Source organism: Ruegeria sp. O6 (assembly GCF_056535045.1).
In genome coordinates, this window is record NZ_JBQERM010000004.1 from 38,097 (window position 1) to 58,357 (window position 20,261).

Here is a 20,261-nt window from a genome sequence, read left to right on the forward strand (position 1 = left end):
GATTATCCCAGCTTCACGTTATCAATGCCCACGATCTTGTCGTAGACCCAGTAGAGCAGCAGAACGACCGCCAGAAGTATCGTTCCCAGCGCCGCCGCCAGTCCCCAGTTCAGTGAGGACGAGATGTGATAGGCGATCCGGTTCGAGATGAAGACACCTTTGGTACCGCCCACGATTTCAGGCGTGATGTAGTAGCCAATCGCCAAAATGAACACGAGGATTGAACCCGCGCCGATACCCGGAATAGATTGAGGGAAGTAGATGCGCCAGAACGTCGTCCAGTTGGTCGCACCCATGGATTTCGCGGCACGCGTGTAGGATTCCGGAATGGTCTGCATCACCGAATACATGGGCAGAATCATGAACGGCAGCAGGATATGCGTCATTGCGGTGATCGTACCGATCTGGTTATTGATGATCACCAGTCGCGCATCGTCAGCCACCAACCCCAGCCAGACCAGCGTTTCGTTGATCACGCCCTGTTGTTGCAGCATCACCTTCCACGCCGACGTCCGCACCAACAGTGACGTCCAGAACGGCAGAAGCACAAGGATCATCAGCAGATTTGAGACACGCATCGGCAACGTCGCCAGCAAATAGCTGACCGGATAAGCCAGCAGGATACAGGCACCCGTTATTACCAGAGACATAAACAGCGTTCGACCGAACAGCTTAACAAGGATTTGCTTGTCTTCGGGTTGTGCCTGCGCGCCGTCGGGGGTTCTGCGCATATCTACCGCGTTCAGAAAATACCCGTTGGTGATCTTCGGCGAATGGGTTTTGATCACGCGCCACGTTTGTGTATCGCCCCATCCGTCGTGAATATCTATTAGTTGCTCTTTAAACGGACCATCCGTTTCAGGATCCAGTTTCTTGATCTGACGACCTGACTTGCGGAACATCGAAGACATACCGGTTTCTTCGTAGTTCAAACGCGAACCAAGCCGTGTGTGCTCTTTATTGTCAATCGCAACAATCATGTCCCGCACAAAGGCATCATACACGCCCTCGCCCGGCAATTCTCCAGACTGTTCATCCCAGTTTTGAAGCGCCTCGACGGTAAGAGGCAGAGTGTCAGAGACGATGTTGTTTTCTACTGAACGGAATAGCATCGCAGCTATTGGAACAATAAAGGAAAACAGAACGAACAGAAGCAAAGGAGCGATCAACAGCAAGGCACGCAGCTTTTGCCGCCGCAACGAGCGTGCCAGCGATAGCTTGAGCGGTGTTCCATCCGCTGCCAGCATGGGTCCGGCATTTTGGCTTGCGTCAGTCATTGGAGCCCCTTGGATCTGTCTTGGTTCAGGGGCGGCGCACCGCCCCCGACTGTGTCATGAAATCAGACGCTCATTGCGCCAGCCACGCCTGGAATTTGGCGTCGATGTCATCACGGTAATCCGCCCAGAACTCGTAGTTATACAAGAACGTGTTCTTGGCGTTTTCCGGATCGGTCGGCATATGCGGGGCCATGTCGATCCCCAGATCGGCGTGCTGACCAACCAGCGGAGCCGACGAGGCGCGGGCCGGACCGTACGAGATGTACTTGGCCTGATCCGCCAGACGCTGAGTGTCGGTTGCGAACATGATATAGTCCAGCGCGCGCTGCTTGCGCTCATCACTCAGACCGGCAGGAATGATCCAGCCATCCAGATCGAACACCTGCGCGTCCCACAGCATTGCAACCGGCTGTTTCTGCTCTTCAATCACGCTGAACAGACGGCCGTTATAGGTCGAACCCATGATGACTTCGCCGTCAGCCAGCAGTTGTGGCGTGTCCGCACCGGCAGACCACCAGACAACGCTGTCTTTGATGGTGCCCAGCTTGGCCAAGGCCTGATCCTGACCTTCCGAAGTCGCCAGAACGTCATAGACATCATCCTTGGCGACACCATCACACAACAGCGCCCATTCCATGTTGTTGATCGGACGCTTCTCCAGCGAACGTTTGCCCGGATAGGTTTCCAGATCGAACACTGCACAGATGTCGGTCGGCGGGGTGTCACCGACCAGATCAGTGCGGTAGCCGAATGTGGTCGAATAGACGATCTGCGGGATAAAGCAGTCGCTGACCAGCAGGTCGCCGAAATCCTCAGAGGCGGGCGTGCCATCCGGAGCTGCGGCCAACTGGCTGTCGAAATCGATCTCGAGGGCCAGACCTTCGTCGCAAAGACGGATCGCGTCAGCGGCCACAACATCTACCACATCCCATGTGATGTTGCCCGCTTCGTTCATTGCGCGCAGTTTGGCAACGGCTTCGGCCGAGCTGTCATCGTTCAGAATGGTGATACCGGTCTTTTCCGAATAGGGCTCGTGATACGCCTTCAACTGCGACTTTGAATAGGCACCGCCCCAGGAAACGATGGTCATCTCCTCGGCTGAAACAGTGCCCGCAGCCGTCGCAATTGCAGCCGCAGTGAGCATGATCTTGGTTGGTTTCATGTGTTACTCCCAGTTCATCCCGTTTTATGTGGTGGTCAGCCGATGCACGGGTTTTCACCGGCCGGTCCCTCAGCTTAACCGCGCTTGTCCCGCGCGGTTTGGTCTATGCGTCGAGCGCACGACAATCCTGTGCCAGCCAGCCGATCTCGATCTCTTGACCTGGGGTCAGGCGTACGGCGTCAGGCGCATTTCGAGTTTTGGCGATGAATTCGTTGTTTCCGGCAACGGACATGCGGAACCGGAATACGTCGCCCATGTAAATGAACTCTTCGACCCTTGCTTTCAAAGTATGCGCGTCAGCATGCAGTCGGTCTTTGTTGAATTCCACACGTTCAGGGCGGATCGAAACTTTGGTCCGGTCGCCTGCGCTGTGGACGTTGATCGGAACCGCGTCGATTTCCGAGCCATCATCCAGACGTACGACGCAAGTGTCGCCGTCAATTGATTTAACAACACCTTCCAACGTGTTGTTTTCACCAATGAATTGCGCGACAAAACTGTTTTCCGGCTCTTCGTAAAGCTGATCAGGCGGCGCCAGCTGTTGAATGCGGCCGTCATCAAATACAGCCACCCGATCTGACATGGTCAGCGCTTCGGTCTGGTCGTGGGTCACGTAGACTGTTGTGATCCCAAGCTCATGGGCCAGACGCGTGATTTCGAACTGCATATGTTCACGCAGCTGCTTGTCCAATGCCCCCAATGGCTCGTCCATCAAGACCAGTTCGGGTTCGAATACCAAGGCACGAGCCAGAGCAATCCGCTGTTGTTGCCCGCCCGACAGCTGAGCAGGACGTCGGCCACCAAAGGCGCCCATCTGAACCATATCCAGCGCGCGCTTGACCTTTTCATCCCGCTCCGACTTGCCCAGTTTACGGACTTCCAGTGGAAACGACAGGTTTTCGGCTACCGTCATATGCGGGAACAACGCGTAGTTCTGAAAAACCATGCCAATACCGCGCTTGTGCGGCGGGATATTGTTGATGGGCTTGCCGCCCAGGAGGATTTCACCGTGCGTGGCGGTTTCAAATCCGGCGAGCATCATAAGGCAAGTCGTCTTGCCCGAGCCTGACGGCCCAAGCATTGTCAGAAACTCACCTTTGGGCATTGCAAGGTTTAAGTCTTTTACGACGAGGTTCTCGCCGTCATAAGACTTCTGTACGCGTTGGAATTCGACAAACGCGGCGTCGTTCATTGTATCGGCCACAAGACCCCCTGTTACGTCAAATGATTATCCGTCTTCTGCGGATTTCATTGATCTGTAGCCGTTAGTTAAGACCAAGCGATGTTCACATTGCAACAGTGAATCCTGATTTTGTTACACAATATCGGGATTTAACAGCTCACCCGGCTTCGTTCAGAGCACGCATATGCCACGCAAGACTTTGATTACTGGACAGAACCGGCTTGCCGATACGCGCGCGAATCTCGGGAATAGCCTGTTGCGTGCGAAGGTTTGTGCAACTTAGAAAAACCGCATCAACCGACGGGTCCGAGCCCAGTTTTGTGGCAGCGTCAATGACGGATTGCACCGAAATCCGAACAACTTTGGCCTCTTCTGATTCCCCGAATGTCCCAAAAACATCCATCTCCACTCCGCCTTGGGCAAAGGCCCGGCGCAGGGGAAGGTTTACCTCTTCAATATAGGGCGACAGCAGCGCGAATTTCGAAACGCCCAAGTGTCGCGCACAGGCCGTTGCCGCACGCAAAGGGTTTGTAACCTCGGCGGTCTGGCATGTCTGTTTGACAAGTTCTGCCACGCGGTCGGACCCGATAACCGAGCTTGCAGACGTGCACCCGTACCCGACAACGCGATAAGGTCGCGCGCTGGGCAGCAATCCGGCGGCGGCCGGCAGCGCCTTCTCCATTTCCGCAAGGCTTTCCGTCGTCACCTCGATCCCGCTGGGAATTCGCGTCACGTAAATTGGATACTTGCGGTCCGAAAAATACGAGCTGAATTCGGGCTCCAACGTTTCATCTGTCTGCAACACGATCAGACCAAGCGGGGTGGCCTTGGGATCGTCTTCATCAAGAGCGTAATGGATCCGGGTCATATCTCGATCACCTCTGGCCCTATGCGTGGGCTTAGAAAACGTGGGGTGCCTTCGGTGATGACAATGTTTTCTTCATGGACAAGTATTTTTGTACCAACGGCGATGCCCGGCTCCAACGTCAAAACCATGCCGGGTTCCAGCACGGTCTGGTCTGCCGGGATAAGGGACGGCCACTCTGTCAGTGACATCCCCAACCCATGACCCAACCGCCCCGCATCTGTGCCTTCGGCCTCTTTGGTCAGAACCGTGTTCATGGCATGAAACAAATCCGAGGCAGTAGCACCGGGCCGTGCGATCTCGAGCGCGGCATCCGAGGCTTCTACCAGTCTGGCGTGCGCTGATTTCACCTCGGGCCGGGCTGGGCCGACGGACCAATTGCGATCAAAATCACAGAAGTAGCCATCCCAAACCAGACCTGTATCCAGCATAAGCACGTCGCCAGGTTCCAACGGCGCCGAAGTTGCAGGTGATATTACATCACTGTAACCGCCCTGCTCTGCCCCGCCTGCAAGATACGGCACCCAATCGGCCCCTTCCTCAAGGCAGAGCATCTGGAACCGGCGAAAAACCATGTCCAAAGGCACTCCTGCGCGGGCAACCTCGGGAACGCGGGCGAACGCGCGTCCAGCGATATCGCAGGCTGTTTGGATCTTCGCAATTTCAGCCTCGGATTTGATCATGCGCAACCGGCGCAGGATACTCTGATCACCGGTAATGCGACGCGAACCGAGAGCGCCGCGCAAGCGTTCAATGTCCGCCATGGGCATCCGCACATGTGTCTCATGACCATCCGGCACCCCGATATTGCCCGAAACGGGCGTCAGTTCGGCCAAGACGTCGGCCAGAAGCGAGATACCGTCGTCCTGCAAGTCGGGCGCACTCCAGGTTCGGATGTCATCGATCCAGGTCTGCCCCATGAGCGCGGCCCCGATCGAAGGGATCACGGCCACCGGTTTGCCCGCGGCAGGCACTACCAGAAACCATGGCCGGGTTGGGCTTTCCCAAAATCGGGTGAGATAGCCGGTAAAGTAGCGCACATCAGTTTCTGTCGTCAGCAGCAGCGCCGATAAATCCGCGACTCGCATCAACTCCTGCGCGCGTTTGGTACGCGCCTCGAATTCTGCCTGATCGAACCCCCTCATTCCGCGATCTCCGACAGAAAGCACAAAACGCGTGAGTATTCGTCGATCCCTATGGCTTTCCGCGCGGTTTCGTTCATCACTGCCGCAAGGCCTGCCCCGCCGGACGCCGTGGTGGCCAGCCCGGCCTTTGCCATTGCGTCAAGCTTTGCCGCCACATCGTCGTCTGACAGGGTCAGGAACAGGTCTGCGTCGCGAGCCAATCCGTTTAACGCGATCAACGATGGTTCCTTGCAGTCCAGACGCCCCATAATGCTGTCAGGGCCATCCGCGAAAACACATTTTCCGGCGGCTATGCTGGCCTGCAACGCGGGTGCCGCTTCGGGTTCAACCACAACGATCTTCGGTGCGTCGCCCCAGATGTTTCGTGCATAGGCAGCAACGGCACCGGCCAGCCCGCCCACGCCTGCCTGCAACAGAATATGCGTCGGAACCTCGGGACACTGCCTGACAGCCTCTGCCGCCATTTGCAGATAGCCTTCCATAAGCGTCCATGGCAGGTCATAATATCCTTCCCACGAACTGTCCGACAGCAATATCCAACCGTTTTCGTCGGCAGCCATTCTCGCGGCCTCCATGCTGGCGGCATAGTCAGCACCACTTCGAACAACTTCGGCTTTTTGGCCTTTGAGACGTTCCGCAAAGGTTTCGGGCACAGTTTCAGCAATGTAAACAACAGCTTTCGCACCGAAAATTCTGGCACCCGCCGCAACACTCATGCCGTGGTTCCCGGCGCTGGCGGTCACATAGGTTGCGCCTGCCAGAGTTTGTTCACCCGGCTCACCTGTCCTCTCGGCCGCATGACGCGCAATTACATAGGCCGCCCCTAAAGCTTTGAACGAACCAAGGTTCATCCGCGCCCGCTCATCCTTCACCCAAAGCTGGGCTACAGGGGCCAGTTTCCCAACATCCACCAATGGCGTTTCTTTCGCGACAGGGCACTGAGAAAGCAAATCTTCAACACGGGCAGCATTTGTAGAAGGATACGGCGCAGACGGTGCAAGCTTTTGGCCCGCCCGATGTGGATTGGTGATGACCTGCATACTTCTCCCCTGAGTTTAGGCCCGTTGACGTGATCCCATCGGTGGAACACTGTCAACCAACGTCTGACGTCAATCAGGGACGTTGACGGTATTCGAGGCCTGTTCTGCAACCAACGCCAACAGCCAGTCGTGAAACAGCCGGGCAGCCGGATTGGCAGCGTTGGACGAAAGGTAGTACCCTTCGTTGCTGTCCACCGAACATTCATGCACGCGTACGACCAGACCCGCGGCAATCGCATGGGTCGTCAGTAATTCGCTGACCAAGGCGACACCGCTACCATGAACGGCCAGTTGCAGGGCCATCCCAAATGTATCGACAAAAACACCGGGTTGGCGGCGCAAGCCCTGTTTTTCAAACCATGTGCCCCACCCACTTGATGTCCCGACAGCCTCGATCAGCGGCAGGTCAAACACGTCTCCTGCGACTGCCGGGGATTTCACAGCAACCAGCCGGTCAGGTATCAGTCGGACAGCGCCATGCCCTACCTGTTTCTTTGACCCGAACCGAGCCTGAACATCAGCGTGAGACGCGTGGAAATCATCGGGCCAGATCGCACTGAGAAGCCGAACGCGTACTTCAGGATGGCGTCTGGTAAAATCTGACAGGTATGGGGCAATAACCCAATGGGCGATGCTAACAGACGTGGCGACAGTCAAGATGTCTCCGGAGGCACTGGCGTCCACGCGCCCGGCAGCCGCGGCAAGCGCTTCAAGCGCGCTGCCAACCTCGGGCAATAGTTTACGCCCCGCATCCGTCAGCGCCAAGCTTCTGGGGTGCCTCACAAAAAGAGCTGTCCCCAAACGCATTTCGAGCGATTTCACCTGCTGACTGACCGCCGATTGCGTCAACCCAATCTCTTCGGCAGCCGCCGTAAAGCTAAGCGTTCGTGCAGCCGCCTCGAAGGATCGGAACCAGGTCAGTGGTGGAAGAGATTTACCCATTTGGTCAAGCTGTCCATTAGTCTTTTTAATGGCAAAGCACATAATTCAATCATTTGTCAAAAACCCTGTCCGTTTTTAACGTTTGCGAGCGCGACAGGAGAGCTTTGATGCAACCGGAAATACGTAAGATTGTCACCTACGATGAGGAGGTCCTTGTCGAGGGCTTCCAAGCCGCCAAAACCCCATGGCGCATGTTTGCCGTGGCCGCAGTGGTTCACAACCCCTGGGCAGGACGGTTTGTGGAAGACCTTAAACCCGAGATACAAGCCTATGGCCCTGTTCTGGGTGAGATGATGACGAAACGCATGATCAAACTGGCCGGGAGTGGAGAGGCAATCGAAGCCTATGGCAAAGCCGCTGTGGTCGGGCTGAATGGTGAGGTCGAGCACGCTTCGGGCCTTATTCACACCTTGCGATTTGGTAATCACTACCGAGAGGCCGTCGGCGCGAAATCCTATCTGGCGTTCACCAACACACGTGGCCCGGCAAACGCACCGATCATGGTGCCGTTGATGGATAAAAACGATGCCGGGCGGAGGTCGCACTACCTGACAATTCAGTTCTCGATTTCTGACGCACCGCGCGATGACGAAGTTGTGGTCGTATTAGGCGCAGCAACCTCGGGCAGACCGCACCACCGTATCGGTGACCGCTATCAGGATCTTAAGGATTTGGGCCATGACCTGGACAACCCGGCCGCGGTCTGAGATCGGCGGGCTGGCGGCCATCCAGACCGGTTCGGGTCAGAATATCCTTCTGTTGCATGGTGTTGGCTTGCGGGCTGAAGCCTGGGGCGCGCAATTGGACGGGCTGGCTTCTGAAGGTTGCATGACCGCTCCGGACATGCCCGGACATGGAAACAGCCCTTTGGCTGACATGAGGTTGGGGTTGTCGGCGTACACCGAAGCGGCACGGGGTGTTCTGGACTGCCTGAGTGGTCCGGTCGTTTTGGTGGGCCACTCGATGGGGACCATGATCGCGCTGGATCTTGCCGCCAAAGCGTCAGACCGGGTATGTGGGATCGTCGCATTGAACGCGGTTTTTGAGAGAGACGCGAATGCGGCACAGACCGTGCGCGACCGTGCGGCGCAGCTGGATGGCAAGACGATCGCTGATCCCACCAGCACATTGCATCGATGGTTCGGAGACGTCGCCTCGGCCGAGCGCGATGCCTGCCGTAGTTGGCTGACGGCGATGGACCCGGCTGCGTATAAAACGGCCTATTCCGTCTTCGCCCACAGTCAGAGCCCTCAGCGCGACGCGTTGGAGAAACTAAGCTGCCCGGCGCTTTTTCTAACCGGCAGTCTTGAACCCAATTCGACCCCGGAGATGTCACGCGCCATGGCGGACACCGCAATGAACGGACGCGCGCAAATCATTGAAGGCGCTGCACATATGATGCCAATGACGCATGCACCTCAGGTCAACGCCGCCATTTCCAGCTTTCTGAGTGAGCTGCGCCAATGACCGCGCTTGATCCTCGTGACCTTCGTCGTGCTTTTGGACGGTTCATGACCGGTGTGACGGTTGTGACGACGCGCGATGACACAGGCAATCCACTCGGCTTCACGGCCAATTCCTTCACTTCGGTTTCTCTCGACCCGCCGCTGCTTTTGGTTTGTCCGGGAAAAAACCTGTCTTCTTATCACGAATTCGCAACCTGCGCCCGTTTCGCGGTGAACATTCTGGCCGAGGGGCAGGAAGATGTATCCAATACGTTTGCCGGGTTCAAAGGTGATCGATTTGCCAAAGTCGATCACTGCTTTGATACGCACGACGTCCCTTTGATCAGAGGGGCAGTCGCAACGTTTTCCTGCCGTACTCATCAGGTTGTCGAAGCCGGGGACCATTGCGTTTTGATCGGTCAGGTCGAAACGTATTCTCAGGACGATGCCCCCGGGCTTGGCTATGCGAACGGGCAGTATTTCAGCCTCGGGCTGGAACGTGGCGCGCTGGAACCATCCGGGCGAAACGTGGTCTGCGGCGCAATCATCGAACAGGACGGGCACGTCTTGCTGGAGAGAACAGAAGCCGGTTTCCGTCCGCCGCAAGTCACGCTGTCAGATCGGCAAGATTTGCGAAACAGCCTTGTGCAAGACCTGACGGCTAAAGGTGTCGATGCACGCCTTGGGGTTGCGTATTCCGTCTATGACGATGCCAACACGCATCATGTTTACATTCTTGCGTCTGCGCCGTCCCTGCCCCGGCATGGCACGCTTCAGGAGATCGCAATCAAAGAACTGGCGACCCTGCCATACGCGTCAGCACCCATCGCCACAATGATGGCTCGTTTTGCGCTGGAAAGCCGAACCCGCAATTTCTCGCTTTATCTGGGTGACGCCCAGCGGGGCGATGTGCACAGCCTGTCGGAAAGGACCTGAAGAATGGAGTTTTCCCTTTTTGCCCATATGGAACGGCTGGGCCCCGAAGAGTCGCATGAGAAGTTGTATGAAGAGTTCATCGAGCTGTGCAAGATGGCTGATCAGGCAGGGATGCGTGCGGTCTGGACCGGTGAACACCACGGGATGGATTTCACCATCGCACCCAACCCGCTGATGTCGCTGGTGGACATCGCGCATCATACCAAAAACGTGCGCCTTGGCACCGGCACTGTGATCGCACCGTTCTGGCATCCGATCAAACTGGCGGGAGAGGCAGCCGCGGCGGATATCATGACCGGTGGCCGGATCGAACTGGGCATAGCGCGCGGTGCCTACTCTTATGAATATGAGCGGCTTATGCCCGGTCTGGACGCATGGGCCGCCGGTCAGCGAATGCGAGAGATCGCTCCTCTGCTGCCCAAATTATGGGAAGGCGACTGCGCGCATGACGGAGAGTTCTTTCAGTTTCCCGCCACCAGTTCGGCCCCAAAGCCGGTGCAACCCGGCGGCCCGCCCATCTGGATTGCCGCGCGGGATCCGAACAGCCACGAATTCGGCGTTCAGAACGGGTTCAACATTCAGGTCACCCCGCTGTGGCAAGGTATCGAAGAAATTGAGACACTGATGACTCGCTTTGAGACCGCCTGCGCCAATCACGGCGGAGCGCGCCCGAAGATCATGCTGCTTCACCACACCTATGTCGGGCGCGATGACACTGAACTGGATCAGGCTGCGCGGGATTTGTCCCGGTTTTACAACTATTTCGGCGCGTGGTTCCAAAACAAGCGACCAGTCCAACAGGGATTGATTCAGGCGCTAACCGAAGAAGAAATGGCAGCCAACGCAATGATGGCACCCGAAAATCTGGCGCGCGATCTGACAATCGGCACGGCGGACGGGGTAACAGAACGTCTGAAACGCTATGAAGACCTTGGATATGATGAATACTCGTTTTGGATTGACAGCGGCATGAGCTTCGAACGCAAACGCGCATCGCTTGCCCGTTTCATCGACGATGTAATGCCAAAGTTTCAGTGAGGGGCCGCAATGCACCAGAAGCCACATTACCAGCTATTTATCGACGGCACTTGGACCGAAGGCGCACGTGGGCAAGTGATGGCCTCGTTGAATCCGGCAACGGGCGAGGAATGGGCCAGTTTCGCCTGTGCCGCAGCCGAAGACGTAGAGCGCGCCGTTTCCGCGGCGCGCCGGTCACTTGATGATCCGGCGTGGCGGGACATGACGCAAACTGCACGCGGCAAACTGTTGTTCCGGCTTGCAGAACTGATCGAACAGAACGCAGGACACCTTGGCGAGATCGAGACGAAGGACAGTGGTAAGCTACTGGCGGAAACCGCGACCCAAACGGCATATGTCGGCGATTACTACCGCTACTATGCGGGGTTGGCGGACAAAATCGAAGGCGCGGTCCTGCCGATCGACAAACCGGACATGCATGTCTTTACGCGGCGCGAGCCCATTGGCGTGGTGGTCGCAATTGTCCCCTGGAACGCGCAGATGTTTCTCACGGCTACCAAGCTTGGGCCAGCTCTGGCCGCGGGGTGCTCTGTTGTGCTGAAGGCGTCAGAGGTTGCGCCCGCCCCAATGCTGGAATTTGCCCGCTTGATCGACAAAGCGGGATTCCCACCCGGCGTCGTTTCCGTCATTACCGGGGACGCAGAAAACTGTGCGATCCCTCTCACCCGACATCCTGACGTAGACCGGATCGCATTCACTGGCGGCCCGGAAACGGCGCGTCATGTGGTGCGCAACTCGGCTGAGAACTTTGCCGTAACCACGTTGGAATTGGGTGGAAAATCCCCGATCATAGTATTCGATGATGCCAATCTGGATGGTGCGGCCAACGGACTGATCGCGGGCAATTTCGGCGCCTCAGGTCAAAGCTGCGTCGCAGGATCGCGCGGGCTGATCCATCGTCCTCTTATGGAATCTCTTATCGCCAAAATCGAAGAAAAGATGACGGGTATAGTCATCGGCGATCCATTGGAACCTGAAACCCATATTGGCCCGCTGTGCACCAATGCCCAGATTGTCAGAATTCAGGCGACACTGGCCAAGGCCAGGGAACAGGGTGCCCGTATTCGTTTCGGGGGCGCGCCACTGGATCGGTCAGGTCATTTCATGGCCCCAACGCTGGTGGAATGCGCCAGTGCCGAGACAGAGACTCTGAAAGTGGAAATGTTCGGCCCCGTCATGTCATTGCTGCCCTTCGACACCGAGGAAGAGGCAATCACACTGGCCAATGACACACCGTTCGGGCTTGGCTCGGGTATCTTCACCGAAAATGTCGCCCGTGCTCACCGTGTTTCATCCCGCCTGAAATCGGGCATCTGCTGGATCAACACCTACCGCGCGGTCTCGCCCATCGCGCCCTTTGGCGGCTTCAATCAATCCGGTTATGGCAGGGAAGCGGGAATAGAGGCCATTCACGATTACACGCGGACCAAGACCGTTTGGCTGAATACATCGGACAAACCGATGTCGAACCCCTTTGTTATGCGCTGAGGTGATCTGCACCACGATCAGCATAACCCAAGGGGCGCTTATCTGAATGCGGCGGCTCCTGTTACTCTGCCGCCGTTCTCACCCTCTCCGGCGCGATCAACCGCTGCCAAGCGTCGTACTGGGCCAGAAAGATCTGCCCGTTGAGGTCGTCGAGGAAATGCGATTGTTTCAAGCGGTCCATGACGGGGCCTTTGACTTCGGACAGGTGCAGACCAACGCCCATGTCACGCAGGCGATGGTTAATGGCCTCAAGGCTTTCGAGGGCTGAAAAGTCGACCTCGTTCACCGCCGAGAACATCAAAACCACGTTGCGGATTTCGCAGCCTTCGGTCACTCGCGCCTGGATCAGGTCTTCGAGGAAACGGGCGTTCACGAAATACAGGCTTTCATCCACCCGCAGCGTCACCAGTGACGGCTCGGTGGCGACCTTGTGGCGATTGATGTTGCGGAAGTGTTGCGTACCCGGCACAAGCCCGACCTCGGCCACATGTGGGCGCGAGGTTTTGTAGAGATGCAGAAGGATCGAAATTGCCACGCCGCTGGCCACGCCGGTTTCGACCCCGGCCAACAAAGTCAGGACGATGGTGGCGGCCACCGCTGTAAAATCGGCGCGCGAATATCCCCAGGTCTTTTTCAGGATTGACAGGTCCACAAGGCTCAGCACCGCAACAATGATCGTCGCGGCCAGCGTGGCCTTGGGCAAAAAGTACACCAGCGGTGTCAGGAACAGTGCGGCGATCGCCAGACCACCAGCGGTATAGATGCCTGCCGCTGGAGTTTCCGCCCCCGCATCGAAGTTCACCACCGAGCGTGAGAACCCGCCGGTGACCGGAAAGCCGCCGGTAAACGCCGCGCCCAGGTTTGCTGCACCCAGACCGATCAACTCCTGATCGGGGTCCACGCGCTGGCGTTTCTTGGCAGCCAGCGTCTGCGCAACCGAGATGCTTTCGACAAAACCGATGATCGAGATCAGGATCGCTGGCACCAGCAATGCACCGATGAGGTCCGAGGACAGCCCCGGCAAAGTCAGCGGCGGAAGGTTCTGGGGCACGTCGCCAACAATCTTGACGCCCCGCACATCCAGCCCGAACCCCCAGACGACCACTGTGGTCACCACCACGGCAGCCACTGGTCCGGCCTTGGTCAGCACGTCAGCCAGCAGGGGCGGCACCCCCATGCGCCGCAACGCGGGCTTGAGGTTCTTGCGCACCCAGAACAGAAACGCAGTGGCCAGCACGCCGATGATTACCGTCAGCCAACTGATTTGCCCGAGGTTTTCGAAGATTGAACCCAACATCCCCGGCAGGGTATGCCCATGGGCGTCGACACCCAGAATATGCTTCAACTGGCTGGTCGCGATCAGGAGACCCGATGCGGTAATAAAGCCTGCGATGACAGGATGGCTGAGGAAATTGGCCAGAAAGCCCAGTCGAAAAACGCCCAACAGCACCAGAAACCCACCCGACAGGAAAGCCAGCGTCAGTGCCGCCACCATGTATCCGGCCGTGCCCTGCTCGGCCACCTGCCCCACGGCGCTGGCTGTCAGCAGCGACACAACCGCGACAGGCCCCACCGCCAACGCCCGACTGGTGCCAAAAACCGCATAAAGGATTATCGGCAATATCGAAGCATAGATCCCGGCCTCGGGCGGCAGCCCTGCCAGCAAGGCATAGGCCAAGGACTGTGGGATCAGCATTATCGTGACGATCACAGCGGCGATCAGATCATTCGACAGCGACGCACGGCTATACCGGCGACCCCAGTCAAGAATAGGAAGGAAACGTAAAAGGCTCTGCATGGGTTCACGTCCTGAGAAAGCGGCGGCCAGAGCGTGGGAGGCTCTGACCGCCATACCTTGGCCGGTCGCACTTTTGGTGAAGGCGGGACAGGCCAGAACTTACGCCGGTTCTTCCGGTGTCAGTTTCGAAAGGAGTTAATCGGTCGCCACCTTCAATGGTTCGGGCTTGGCCAACCACTCTTTGCCCTTCAGCATCGCAGACCAGTAGATCGGCGGCAGCAACTTCTCCTTCAACAGCCACGCCAACCGGCTGGGTTTGGTTCCATCGATCAGGAATTTCGGGAAACTGGGCGTCATCACCCCACCATAGGCGAACTCGGCCAGAACGATCTTGCCGCGCTCGACCGTCAACGGGCACGAACCGTAGCCGTCATAGGCGGCAACCGGGCCACGGCCCTGAATGTCTGCTACGATATTATCGGCCACGGTCGGTGCCTGTTTACGCGCCGCCGCCGCGGTTTTGGCGTTGGGCGCGTTCATCACGTCGCCCAGCGACCAGATATTGTCAAAGCTCTTGTGGCGCAGCGTCGCCTGATCAACATCGACCCAGCCACCCGCATCCGCCAGCGGCGACACGCGAATAAAGTCCGGCGCGACCTGTGGTGGGCAGACATGCATCATGTCAAACTCGACTGTGACCAACTCGGGCTCGGCATCCGGCATTGCAACCTTAAAGGTCGCTTTTTTCGCCGCCCCATCTACCGACACCAGATTGTGAAAGAAATTCAGTGAGGCGTCGTATTTTGTGACGTATTCCATCAGCGCCGGGACATAGTCCTTGACCCCGAACAGCACGCCGCCCGCGTTCATGAACTGGATGTCGATATCCTTCAGAACGCCGCGCCGGAACCATGCATCACCCGACAGGTACAGCGCTTTTTGTGGCGCGCCCGCGCATTTGATTGGCATCGGCGGCTGCGTGAACAGCGCCCGGCCTTCCTTAAGCCCTTCGACAAGCTGCCATGTGTAGGGCGCCAGATCATAGCGGTAGTTCGAGGTCACCCCGTTACGGCCCAAGGTTTCTTCCAGCCCTTCGACCGCGCCCCAATCCAGCTTGAGCCCCGGAGACACGACAAGACGGTCGTATTTCACCACGCGACAGCCGTCCAGAATAACTGCATTGTTTTGCGGCTCGAAGGCCGCAACTGCCGCCTTGATCCACTTAACACCGCGCGGGATCAGGGATCCCATCGTCTTGGCGGTCTGTTCTGCCGAGAAGACACCCCCGCCCACCAACGTCCAGCCGGGCTGATAATAATGCACGTCAGACGGATCAATGATGGCGATCGACAGGTCGGATTTGCGCGCGTGCAGGCTGGCCGCAGTGGCAATACCGCCAGCCCCACCGCCCACGATAACCACGTCGAAGGATGCGTCGCCCGTGTCGGTCGGCGTTTTCCCACCATTGGCAATGCGGCGGGCAACGCCGCTCATGTCATAACCGGCGACCTTGGTGGCTGACAGGATCTCGGACACCGGACGCTTGTGCGCCGCCTCGTTCAGCGACCACAGAGTGGCCGAACGCGTGCCGGTCCGGCAATAGGCCAGAACCGGCCCCGGCAACTCGGTCAGCGCGCGGCCAAAGGCATCGGCGTCTTCGTCCCTGACGATCCCGGTTTGCACTGGAACATAGCGTACCTCGAGACCCAGTTTCTCCGCTGCTACCTCGATTTCCTCGAATGTCGGCTGATCGGCACCTTCGCCATCGGGGCGGTTGCAAATGATGGCACGAAAGCCCGCGCCTTTTATCGCCTCGATGTCATTTGGCGTAACCTGCGGCGACACCGAAACTGAGCCTGATATCTTTCTGATGTCCATGGGTGCCTCTTGCGTTCAGAGCTTGTTGACTGGAACTTTGAGCATCTGGTTCCCATCCTGGTCCGTTGGAATGCCGCCCGCCCGGATGTTGACCTGAATCGAAGGTACGATCAGCGTCGGCATCGCCAGCGTCGCGTCGCGCTCGGACCGCATCTTGATGAACTCGTCCCTAGTCTTGCCACCGCCCACGTGAATGTTGTGGGCCTTCTCCTCGGCCACCGTGGTTTCCCACTGGATGTCACGCCCGTTGGGACCATAATCGTGACACATGAACAGCCGGGTTTCGTCCGGCAGGCTGAGCACCTTGTGGATCGAGTCAAATAATGTCCCCGCGTCGCCACCGGGGAAATCGGCCCGCGCCGAGCCACCATCAGGCATGAACAACGTGTCGCCCACAAAGGCTGCATCCCCGACAACATGAACCATGCAGGCGGGTGTGTGGCCCGGTGTATGCATGGTAAAGGCGGTCATGTTGCCGATCTTATAGGTCATGCCATCGACGAACAGGGCATCAAACTGGCTGCCATCCCGCTGAAATTCGGTGCCTTCATTGAAGATTTTGCCAAACACGTCTTGCACGATCTTGATGTTTTCACCGATGCCGATCTTACCGCCCAGCTTTTGCTGGATGTAAGGCGCGGCTGACAGGTGGTCGGCATGGGCGTGGGTCTCAATGATCCATTCCAGCTTGAGCCCCCTCTTTTCAACCTCGGCAATCAGCATGTCGGCATGGCCAAACGTAATGCGGCCAGCGGCATAATCGATGTCCATGACACTGTCGATAATCGCACAGGAATTCGAGGTCGGGTCCGCAACGATATAACTGATTGTCGCCGTTGCCTCGTCGTAAAAACCCTGAACATCGGGTTTCACGCTCAGATCCACTGGGTAGCTTCCAATCGGCGTCGCTATCGCGTCGGCCATCTTTTGGTTGTGTATCTCGATAGACTTCTGATCATTCATGATCTTGCCTCCTAACTGGCGCGGATCCGTTACCCGTTTCCGCCGCGTGTCATCATCATTTCGTGGACGGCGTCCATGCCGCGATCCGCCATCGCGCTCACTTCGGCCGCATGGATATGCATGGCTTTGGCTATTTCCGGATCGTCGGATGTTTGCACCACTACGATCCCTTCAGAGGTCACTTCGATATCCGAGGTGATCTTGTCGCCATGTTCAAAAAATATGTCGAGGGTCGGGCTCTGAATGATGATCATCGGATCATCCTTGCGGCCCACCCGATCGATCATCCCGGCAACATGGGAGACCAGAGCATCCATGACATCCGGGTCGGAAGATCTCGTGACAGTGCGAATACCATTGGGAAGGTTTTCAACCTCGCGCGTGATCGTATCGAAATTGCGGAACATCACAGCCAGCTCGGCGCTTTCCTCGGGCGTTGCGTTCTCGCCCCGCAGCCCCGGCATGTTGACCTCGTCGTGGCCTTGCCCGTCTGCACCATGACGATGCTCTGCCCGATCACCGGCCATGCCCTGGCGATGCCCGTGCCCGAACGTCAGAAAGATGTAACTGCCAGCCGCGCCGACCAAAGCAGCAACAAGCAACGCAATGGCGATGCCGCCGAACGTCCGGGCGGGATTGCGGTCCTTCATCTTCGTCTCCTCCGTTTCTGCCAACCCACATCCGGCCTTCGCGTGAGACCTGCAATCACCGTGGCGGCATGAAAAGTTGAGGAGTAAATATAACTTTGAAACCCCGACTTCAGTGACAAAGTCACGAAACCGGAAAATTTCCCGAATTGGTCAGGTGCTTTGCGCCAACTGTTCCAAAGCCGCCTTGTCGGTTATCGCAATGCGCCCCCGCGATTGGGTAATCATCTCGCGCTTTTGAAAGTCCTGCAATATCCGCGAGACAACTTCACGCGCGGTGCCCAGTTCGCTGGCGAGTTGCTGATGCGTTGCCTGAATGTCTTCCCGCCCCCCGGCCAGAACCAGAAGACGTTCAGCAAGGCGAATATCCAAGTGCCCGAATGCCACGTCATCCACCACCCGCAACAGATCAATCAGCCGGCGTGAGTAGGCCTCAAACACAAACTCGCGAAATGCGTCTTCTTCCGAGACCAGACGATCGAAAGCATGTTTCGGCAAGGTCACCGCCGTTACGTCGGTTTCGGCAATACCTTCAGCGTTATATGCTTCTTCTGCCAGCATGCAGGCCGTCGTCAGCACACAGCTTTCCCCCGCCTCGACCCGATAGAGCACGATCTCGCGGCCCGAATCCGAACTTTGAGAAACGCGTATCCGTCCGTCATACAAGAATAACAGGCTGTCGGGGACGTTGTCTGGTCCGAAAACCTGGCCACCTTTAGGACACCGCACGATACGGGCCGCCGTACGCAACCTATCCCGCACAGCTTTCGGAAGGCGACTTGTCCCGTGAAATCGCTCAGTCCAGTCCAAAATTGTCATCTTGCGTTGCGCATGGGTGCCACGATGCCCTCCTCAATCGGCGCGATACGGTTCAACAACTCGTTTCTGTTTGAGGCGATGTCAGCCAGCGTCAGATCATCAAGCACAGCCATGAATGCCCGTGTTGCCTTTTGGATCGCTTGAGACAGTTTACATATCCCGATCAAAGGGCAGGTGTTTTTTTCAGGGTTAAAGCATTCGACCACATCCAGGGGCCCTTCAGTCAGGCGAATTACATCGCCGATTTTGATCTGTTCCGCTGGTTTGGCCAACCGGAAACCACCGCCTCTGCCGCGTGCTGTTTCCAGATACCCGGCCCGACCCAACTCGTGCACGATTTTTACGATATGCGGCCGGGCAAGGCCATGCACCCGCACGACATCGTCAACGCGAATGCGATCTGGGGCCTTGAGCGCGGCCAGCTGCAAAGACCGCAGCGCATAGTTGGAATAGGATGTCAGTTTCATGCGTGCCTCCGGCAAAAGCTGTAGGCGCAATATAACTTATTTGCAATTTCTGTGTGTTTTCACGGACCATGTGTTTTGCAGAGGGTGAAGTCAGGCCAACATACCCGAACTTCACGTGGACTGAGTGGATGACTGGGACCCCGCGTGCATCGCGTCATCTTTGCTCGGGAAGCTGTCGGCATCTGACCGGAACGGCAGTTCAATTCTCTGCAAAAACCGCTGAACAAAGACGGTATGAGTGGCGGTGCTGTCAGACGAATTCGAACCAGTCTCAGTTTGCCGCGGAAACCGCGAACCTATCCGGAACAAAGTTGACGCCACTCGGCGAGAGCGGCGGTGCGGGTCAGCTTGAAGGTGTCTCGACTGGCTAGCGATCTTTCCTGGTTGAAGTGATTGTAGACAGAGGAATGGACGGAGGCGAATTTCTGCAAACTTCGCATTCGCCTGAAACGCTGCATCGCGCGTTCGCGTCGTCGAAACGGCAGGTGCGAATTCTCGACGCGGTTGTTGAGCCACCTTCCCGTCTGTTGTTTTTCGAGCGCGCCCATTTCTCTGAGCGCAGCCATGTAGGAAGCGAAGCGATCTGTGACGATCTCTTCGGCGCAACCATGTGGCTTCATCAATTTCTTGAGGAATTTCAGCGCTGCAGCTTTGTTTCGGCGTTTGGTGACAACGGCTTCCAGCACCTCGCCTTCATGATCCACAGCCCGCCAAAGATAGTGCCGCTTGCCATTCACCTTCACGAAAACCTCGTCCACGTGCCACTTCGATTTTGAAAAGGCTCTGAGTTGCTGAACACGCTTTCTTCGGATCTCAGCGGCAAACACCGGCCCAAACCTATTCCACCAATACCGGACAGTTTCGTGACTCACGTCGATGCCTCGCTCGTGCAGCAGATCTTCGACATTTCGAAGCGAGAGTGGAAACCGAATATACAGCATCACCGCAAGGCGGATGATCTCGGGGCTGGTTTTGAAGTATTTGAATGAGGCAGGTCTGGTCATGGGAAAAAGCTACGCAACCGCCCTGCTCCGCTCAAGCAAAGTTCTTCTGACAAGACCGCTGCAGGCATTGGTTTTGCTTTCATGCCTGAGTATTCGGTTACTCTGCCGGGCTTGTTGCAGCGCCCGCTTGTGGAGCCAGAAGTTTCAAGAACTATCGCGGCCTTTACAGTCCCTGGCCGAAAATACTCGCCGGCTCTCGATGCGCTGATGAGGTTTTCGCAGAC

19 protein-coding genes are annotated in these 20,261 nt (G+C 57.3%); 5 read left to right on the forward strand and 14 right to left on the reverse strand.

What is annotated here, in order from left to right:
- Positions 1–2: 2 nt before the first annotated feature.
- From ACR0DY_RS06955 to ACR0DY_RS06985, 7 genes are all read right to left on the reverse strand, one after another.
- Positions 3–1,277 carry an ABC transporter permease gene (locus ACR0DY_RS06955; protein WP_209504364.1) on the reverse strand — a complete coding sequence of 425 codons (1,275 nt, stop codon included), beginning with the start codon at positions 1,275–1,277 and terminating at the stop codon, positions 3–5.
- A 70-nt stretch (positions 1,278–1,347) separates the two neighbouring features.
- Positions 1,348–2,439 (reverse strand): extracellular solute-binding protein, encoded by a 1,092-nt coding sequence (locus ACR0DY_RS06960; RefSeq protein ID WP_480481704.1) that lies wholly within the window; start codon positions 2,437–2,439, stop codon positions 1,348–1,350.
- 103 nt (positions 2,440–2,542) lie between these two features.
- Entirely contained in the window at positions 2,543–3,643 is a 1,101-nt protein-coding gene (locus ACR0DY_RS06965) for an ABC transporter ATP-binding protein (RefSeq protein ID WP_480486135.1), read from the reverse strand.
- A 136-nt stretch (positions 3,644–3,779) separates the two neighbouring features.
- The gene (locus ACR0DY_RS06970; protein WP_480545704.1) at positions 3,780–4,490 is read right to left on the reverse strand and encodes a maleate cis-trans isomerase family protein; all 711 of its coding nucleotides are present in this window, start codon (positions 4,488–4,490) and stop codon (positions 3,780–3,782) included.
- Positions 4,487–5,632 (reverse strand): M24 family metallopeptidase, encoded by a 1,146-nt coding sequence (locus ACR0DY_RS06975; protein ID WP_480481710.1) that lies wholly within the window; start codon positions 5,630–5,632, stop codon positions 4,487–4,489. Before ACR0DY_RS06975 ends, ACR0DY_RS06970 begins: the two co-directional genes overlap by 4 nt.
- Positions 5,629–6,672 (reverse strand): pyridoxal-phosphate dependent enzyme, encoded by a 1,044-nt coding sequence (locus ACR0DY_RS06980; protein ID WP_480481712.1) that lies wholly within the window; start codon positions 6,670–6,672, stop codon positions 5,629–5,631. The genes ACR0DY_RS06975 and ACR0DY_RS06980 overlap by 4 nt, the downstream gene beginning before the upstream one ends.
- 69 nt (positions 6,673–6,741) lie before the next feature.
- Positions 6,742–7,614: a LysR family transcriptional regulator gene (locus ACR0DY_RS06985; RefSeq protein WP_480898003.1), complete on the reverse strand. Its 873-nt coding sequence runs from the start codon at positions 7,612–7,614 to the stop codon at positions 6,742–6,744.
- Positions 7,615–7,721: 107 nt separating this feature from the next.
- On the opposite strand from ACR0DY_RS06985, the gene ACR0DY_RS06990 reads away from it, so the two are divergent.
- From ACR0DY_RS06990 to ACR0DY_RS07010, 5 genes are read left to right on the forward strand one after another with little or no spacing between them, the layout of a single operon-like run.
- A complete protein-coding gene (locus ACR0DY_RS06990) occupies positions 7,722–8,321 on the forward strand; it encodes an amino acid synthesis family protein (protein WP_480481716.1) in 600 nt (199 codons plus the stop codon).
- Positions 8,293–9,081 (forward strand): alpha/beta fold hydrolase, encoded by a 789-nt coding sequence (locus ACR0DY_RS06995; protein WP_480481718.1) that lies wholly within the window; start codon positions 8,293–8,295, stop codon positions 9,079–9,081. Before ACR0DY_RS06990 ends, ACR0DY_RS06995 begins: the two co-directional genes overlap by 29 nt.
- Positions 9,078–9,995 carry a flavin reductase family protein gene (locus ACR0DY_RS07000; RefSeq protein WP_480481720.1) on the forward strand — a complete coding sequence of 306 codons (918 nt, stop codon included), beginning with the start codon at positions 9,078–9,080 and terminating at the stop codon, positions 9,993–9,995. The genes ACR0DY_RS06995 and ACR0DY_RS07000 overlap by 4 nt, the downstream gene beginning before the upstream one ends.
- Positions 9,996–9,998: 3 nt before the next feature.
- Positions 9,999–11,033: an LLM class flavin-dependent oxidoreductase gene (locus ACR0DY_RS07005; protein WP_480481722.1), complete on the forward strand. Its 1,035-nt coding sequence runs from the start codon at positions 9,999–10,001 to the stop codon at positions 11,031–11,033.
- A gap of 9 nt (positions 11,034–11,042) precedes the next feature.
- Complete coding sequence (locus tag ACR0DY_RS07010) at positions 11,043–12,521, forward strand: aldehyde dehydrogenase (protein ID WP_480898005.1); 1,479 nt, start codon at positions 11,043–11,045, stop codon at positions 12,519–12,521.
- 61 nt (positions 12,522–12,582) lie between these two features.
- On the opposite strand, the gene ACR0DY_RS07015 is transcribed toward ACR0DY_RS07010, so the two are convergent.
- The 7 genes from ACR0DY_RS07015 to ACR0DY_RS07045 form a co-directional block, all read right to left on the reverse strand.
- Positions 12,583–14,319: a SulP family inorganic anion transporter gene (locus ACR0DY_RS07015; protein ID WP_480481726.1), complete on the reverse strand. Its 1,737-nt coding sequence runs from the start codon at positions 14,317–14,319 to the stop codon at positions 12,583–12,585.
- Between the two features lie 135 nt (positions 14,320–14,454).
- On the reverse strand, positions 14,455–16,137 hold the full coding sequence (locus tag ACR0DY_RS07020) for a bifunctional protein tyrosine phosphatase family protein/NAD(P)/FAD-dependent oxidoreductase (protein WP_480481728.1): 1,683 nt from the start codon (positions 16,135–16,137) through the stop codon (positions 14,455–14,457).
- Between the two features lie 15 nt (positions 16,138–16,152).
- Complete coding sequence (locus ACR0DY_RS07025) at positions 16,153–17,037, reverse strand: MBL fold metallo-hydrolase (protein ID WP_209504912.1); 885 nt, start codon at positions 17,035–17,037, stop codon at positions 16,153–16,155.
- A gap of 92 nt (positions 17,038–17,129) precedes the next feature.
- Entirely contained in the window at positions 17,130–17,750 is a 621-nt protein-coding gene (locus ACR0DY_RS07030; RefSeq protein ID WP_480545707.1) for a hypothetical protein, read from the reverse strand.
- Positions 17,751–17,900: 150 nt separating this feature from the next.
- A complete protein-coding gene (locus tag ACR0DY_RS07035; protein ID WP_480481734.1) occupies positions 17,901–18,566 on the reverse strand; it encodes a Crp/Fnr family transcriptional regulator in 666 nt (221 codons plus the stop codon).
- Positions 18,563–19,033: an Rrf2 family transcriptional regulator gene (locus ACR0DY_RS07040; RefSeq protein WP_480537509.1), complete on the reverse strand. Its 471-nt coding sequence runs from the start codon at positions 19,031–19,033 to the stop codon at positions 18,563–18,565. The genes ACR0DY_RS07035 and ACR0DY_RS07040 overlap by 4 nt, the downstream gene beginning before the upstream one ends.
- A gap of 296 nt (positions 19,034–19,329) precedes the next feature.
- Entirely contained in the window at positions 19,330–20,037 is a 708-nt protein-coding gene (locus ACR0DY_RS07045) for an IS6 family transposase (protein ID WP_480486156.1), read from the reverse strand.
- Positions 20,038–20,261 lie beyond the last annotated feature (224 nt).

What these genes read in the sequence shown, in the direction of transcription:
- ACR0DY_RS06955 (WP_209504364.1), bottom strand. Translation starts at nt 1,277, where the DNA reads ATGACTGACGCAAGCCAAAATGCCGGACCCATGCTGGCAGCGGATGGA.
- ACR0DY_RS06960 (WP_480481704.1), bottom strand. Translation starts at nt 2,439, where the DNA reads ATGAAACCAACCAAGATCATGCTCACTGCGGCTGCAATTGCGACGGCT.
- ACR0DY_RS06970 (WP_480545704.1), bottom strand. Translation starts at nt 4,490, where the DNA reads ATGACCCGGATCCATTACGCTCTTGATGAAGACGATCCCAAGGCCACC.
- ACR0DY_RS06975 (WP_480481710.1), bottom strand. Translation starts at nt 5,632, where the DNA reads ATGAGGGGGTTCGATCAGGCAGAATTCGAGGCGCGTACCAAACGCGCG.
- ACR0DY_RS06980 (WP_480481712.1), bottom strand. Translation starts at nt 6,672, where the DNA reads ATGCAGGTCATCACCAATCCACATCGGGCGGGCCAAAAGCTTGCACCG.
- ACR0DY_RS06985 (WP_480898003.1), bottom strand. Translation starts at nt 7,614, where the DNA reads ATGGGTAAATCTCTTCCACCACTGACCTGGTTCCGATCCTTCGAGGCG.
- ACR0DY_RS06990 (WP_480481716.1), top strand. Translation starts at nt 7,722, where the DNA reads ATGCAACCGGAAATACGTAAGATTGTCACCTACGATGAGGAGGTCCTT.
- ACR0DY_RS06995 (WP_480481718.1), top strand. Translation starts at nt 8,293, where the DNA reads ATGACCTGGACAACCCGGCCGCGGTCTGAGATCGGCGGGCTGGCGGCC.
- ACR0DY_RS07000 (WP_480481720.1), top strand. Translation starts at nt 9,078, where the DNA reads ATGACCGCGCTTGATCCTCGTGACCTTCGTCGTGCTTTTGGACGGTTC.
- ACR0DY_RS07005 (WP_480481722.1), top strand. Translation starts at nt 9,999, where the DNA reads ATGGAGTTTTCCCTTTTTGCCCATATGGAACGGCTGGGCCCCGAAGAG.
- ACR0DY_RS07010 (WP_480898005.1), top strand. Translation starts at nt 11,043, where the DNA reads ATGCACCAGAAGCCACATTACCAGCTATTTATCGACGGCACTTGGACC.
- ACR0DY_RS07015 (WP_480481726.1), bottom strand. Translation starts at nt 14,319, where the DNA reads ATGCAGAGCCTTTTACGTTTCCTTCCTATTCTTGACTGGGGTCGCCGG.
- ACR0DY_RS07020 (WP_480481728.1), bottom strand. Translation starts at nt 16,137, where the DNA reads ATGGACATCAGAAAGATATCAGGCTCAGTTTCGGTGTCGCCGCAGGTT.
- ACR0DY_RS07030 (WP_480545707.1), bottom strand. Translation starts at nt 17,750, where the DNA reads ATGAAGGACCGCAATCCCGCCCGGACGTTCGGCGGCATCGCCATTGCG.
- ACR0DY_RS07035 (WP_480481734.1), bottom strand. Translation starts at nt 18,566, where the DNA reads ATGACAATTTTGGACTGGACTGAGCGATTTCACGGGACAAGTCGCCTT.
- ACR0DY_RS07040 (WP_480537509.1), bottom strand. Translation starts at nt 19,033, where the DNA reads ATGAAACTGACATCCTATTCCAACTATGCGCTGCGGTCTTTGCAGCTG.
- ACR0DY_RS07045 (WP_480486156.1), bottom strand. Translation starts at nt 20,037, where the DNA reads ATGACCAGACCTGCCTCATTCAAATACTTCAAAACCAGCCCCGAGATC.